We start from the raw sequence: 3,043 nt of genomic DNA on the forward strand, positions 1-3,043 counted from the left end.
CCCTATTTGCGTCGCCAGCAATGACACCGGGTCCGTCGAAGGCATCCACATCAAATGACGTGACGTCGCGGACGATTCCGGCAGGTTCAGTGCCGCCCATAGCAGCTAAGACCGCCGATCCCTTTGCACAGGCAGCCCTAAATATTCCCGTCGCACTACGGCGTCGGCTTGCTCGGCTTGCAACGTCGTCCTTCCTGGTCGCCGGCGACATTGCGAGCTATTTGATTGCCTATTTTGTTCTCCTCTCGGTTCTCCTCAGTGGTTCGGAGGGCACGATGGTGGAGCGTACATTCACGATCGCAGCATTCGCTGCCATTGTTCTTTACGCATCGGCCGGCCTCTATCCTGGATATCGGTTGCATGACCACGAACATCTGCGGCGACGCACCATAGCTGCCGTCAAGGTGGCTGTCCTGACGGCATTCGGAGCAATTATCCTGCCGGAGGGGGAACGACTGCTGCTTGCCGTTATTGGGTTCCTCGCTCTCGGGCTGATTGTTCAGCCACTTATGCATTGGCTTGCACGAGGCCTGTGTTGGAAACTTGGAATCTGGGGGGAGCGCGCGGTTGTCATAGGGGGGGGCAACCTTACTCCCGCTCTGGTGGCCCATTTCAACAACCACTGGCAGCATGGCATCAGGCCGGAGCCCTTTTTCTCTGATACTTTGGAGGCATTGCCCGATGGCGGGCCATCCATCGCCGTGATTGCGGGCGACACAGGCTCACTTGGACCCGATTTGGCGGCGATGCGTCGGAAGTTCGCCGAAGTCATTTTGCTGTCCGACACGCCGAGCCTCAAGGTAAGCGGATTGCGACCTGCGGATGTCGGCGGAGAGATCGGCATTCGCCTCACCACCGGTGGGAGTTCGGTCAACTCGGATCTGGTTCGCCGGATCCTCGATCTCGCCATCGCCATCCCGGCAATGATCGTGGTCGCGCCATTCATCGCGTTTGCAGCGGCCGCAATCTATGCCATCGATCCGGGCCCCGTCTTCTTCCGGCATACCAGGGAAGGACTGTCCGGCAAGCCGGTGCACGTCCTGAAATTGAGGACGATGTACCAAGATGCAGAACAGCGCCTTGAAGCACTATTCCGAGACAACCCTACCATGCGTGCCGAGTGGTTGAGCCACTTCAAGCTTAAGGACGATCCGCGCATCCTTCCGGTTATAGGACATATGCTGCGCGCTTCGAGCATCGACGAGCTCCCGCAATTGGCAAACATCATTGCCGGCCAGATGGCCATCGTCGGGCCGCGTCCGTTTCCAGAATATCACCTCCTGGCTATGGACGGCGAATTTCGAAACAAGCGCCGTTCCGTCACGCCCGGGCTCACGGGCCTTTGGCAAATATCCGAACGAAGCAATGCGGATATCGAGCTGCAGCAGCAACTCGACGAGTTCTACATCGACAACCGGTCCCTGTGGTTGGACTGCCAAATTCTTCTCAGCACAATCCCTGCGGTCTTCAAGCGCAGGGGAGCCTACTGACCATCCTCGTTGCCGCGAGGCAACCGTCAACAACGGAGCACACCAATGTACGGACAAAAGCGAATTATGGTAACCGGCGGCACCGGGTTTCTGGGATCATTCCTGTGCGAAAGGCTTTTGCGAGAGGGCAATGACGTCCTTTGCGTGGACAATTACTACACCGGTTCGCGCGACAATGTGCTGCATCTTCTGGACGATCCTCGCTTTGAGGTGCTCCGCCATGACATTACCTTCCCGCTCTATGTGGAGGTCGACGAGATCTATAACCTCGCCTGTCCGGCATCTCCGGTCCACTATCAGCACGACCCCGTGCAGACCGTGAAGACCAATGTGCATGGGGCCATCAATATGCTCGGCTTGGCAAAACGCACCAGGGCGAAGATCTTCCAGGCATCCACGAGCGAAGTATATGGCGATCCGGCAGTCCATCCTCAGCCCGAGGAGTATCGAGGCAGCGTCAATCCCATAGGACCGCGGGCATGTTATGACGAAGGCAAGCGGTGTGCCGAAACATTGTTCTTCGATTACCATCGTCAATATGGTGTGGAAATCCGCGTGGCGCGGATCTTCAATACTTACGGGCCGCGCATGCAGACCAATGACGGCCGCGTCGTCTCCAATTTCATCGTTCAGGCGCTTCAAAACGAGCCGATCACCATCTTCGGCAACGGCACGCAAACGCGCTCCTTCTGCTATGTAGACGATCTGATTGAGGGCTTCATCCGCCTGATGGGCACGCCGGCCGGCGTTACGGGTCCGATCAATCTCGGTAATCCGGGAGAATTCCAGGTCCGGGAACTGGCCGAAATGGTCATCGAGATGACGGGATCGAAATCAAGCATCGTTTACAAGCCTCTGCCGATTGACGATCCGACGCAGCGCAAGCCCGACATCAGCCGCGCAAAGCAGGAACTGGGCTGGCAGCCGACGGTGAACCTGCGACAGGGGCTCGAGAAAACGATCGCGTATTTCGAGTGGAAGCTTTCTGGCGGAGCCAAGAGCACACTTGGCGTCCAGTCCTCGCGAACGGCCTATACCCATCTGCCTACCCCGGCCGTCGGCCTTCCCGTTCAGGAAGCCGTATCAATCGGGCCGTGAACAGCAACGTCGATCATTGCAAGGCGAAGCTCGTGTTCTTTCGATGGGATGGTGCCGGAAACATGAATGTGCATAGCATACGAACAGGAGCCGCGCCTGCGGGTGCAAAACAGCGGTTGGGGCCCATCGTCTTTGCGGTCGATGCGGCCTACGCCGTTCCCTTGGCGACCGCCCTTAGATCGATCGCCGAGAATAACCGAAGCGCATGGCCCTTGATTATCCATGTCATTCATGAGGGAATAGGCGAAGAAACAAAGCGACTGATCTTTGAATCTCTGCCCGCAAATTCTGCAGTCATCCAGTGGCATCCCATCGCCACATTGTCCTTCGCAAGCGGATTTTCCACTCGTCCTGGCGTTTCGAAGATGACCTTCGCAAGGATCCTTCTTCCGCAATTCCTTCCGCAGACCTGCAACCGGGCTCTGTATCTGGATGGCGACATCCTGGTCCTGACT

Annotated in this window: 3 protein-coding genes; all 3 read left to right on the plus strand. The window is 57.5% G+C overall.

All coding sequences use genetic code 11. From position 1 onward, the window contains the following. The coding region (locus AC1D1Z_RS35720; RefSeq protein ID WP_477853521.1) for a sugar transferase at positions 1 to 1,490 on the plus strand (1,490 nt) is incomplete at its 5' end. 45 nt (positions 1,491 to 1,535) lie between these two features. Beyond that, positions 1,536 to 2,588: a UDP-glucuronic acid decarboxylase family protein gene (locus AC1D1Z_RS35725; RefSeq protein ID WP_027687136.1), complete on the plus strand. Its 1,053-nt coding sequence runs from the start codon at positions 1,536 to 1,538 to the stop codon at positions 2,586 to 2,588. 62 nt (positions 2,589 to 2,650) lie between these two features. Continuing rightward, positions 2,651 to 3,043 (plus strand): glycosyltransferase family 8 protein (locus AC1D1Z_RS35730; RefSeq protein WP_477853523.1); only part of this gene is annotated, 393 nt, incomplete at its 3' end.

Source organism: Rhizobium sp. P1_E1, assembly GCF_056406015.1.

Coding starts and splice junctions, on each gene's coding strand:
- AC1D1Z_RS35725 (WP_027687136.1), top strand. CDS start 1,536: ATGTACGGACAAAAGCGAATTATGGTAACCGGCGGCACCGGGTTTCTG.